Source organism: Lichenicoccus roseus (genome assembly GCF_005844085.1).
GTDB classification, from domain to species: domain Bacteria; phylum Pseudomonadota; class Alphaproteobacteria; order Acetobacterales; family Acetobacteraceae; genus Lichenicoccus; species Lichenicoccus roseus.
The window spans coordinates 1-562 of record NZ_VCDI01000026.1 but is presented as its reverse complement, the minus strand read 5'-3'; the positions used below and the strand labels follow the sequence as shown (position 1 = coordinate 562).

1 pseudogene is annotated in these 562 nt (G+C 58.9%); it reads left to right on the top strand.

Going from position 1 to position 562, the window contains the following annotated elements:
• Positions 1 to 139 precede the first annotated feature (139 nt).
• Positions 140 to 562: pseudogene (locus tag FE263_RS21935) on the top strand (alpha/beta hydrolase-fold protein); the annotation flags it as partial.

Here is a 562-nt window from a genome sequence, read left to right as displayed (position 1 = left end):
CGAAGCCAATCGTGTAACTTTCGTTCAAGTCAGCGCAGGGGCAGATGGCGGCGTATCTCACCAAAGACATAGAGAATGTCGGATGATATCGATATGTTTCATCACCGCATGCCATTTCAGAAGACGCTTCGCCGCTGCCTTGGCGATCCTTGCCTGCTTCGTCATGCCGCTCATTGCCCAGGCCGCACAACCCATCACCTGGGCCCTATTTGACCTGCCAGAGCTGCAACAGGCCATACTTAAACCAGAAGTAGGTGCTTCCTACAGGATCATCGTCGCAACGCCAGCGGCACCGGCGCCGACCGGGGGCTATCCTGTCATCTATGTTGTCGACGGCAACGCCTGGACCGGTCTCGTGTCGGAGATCATCCGCACCAACCTCGAGACCGGCATCCAGAGTCGGGTTGAGCCCGCGGTTGTCGTCGGCATCGGCTATCCCATCGCAGAAGCCTTCGATCTCAAGCGGCGCAGCTTTGATTTCACCTCGCCCGCCACGCCTGGGCATCCAGATCCGGATGTCCTCCCCGGCCCCAACGGCGGGGACATCACACTGATGAACTTC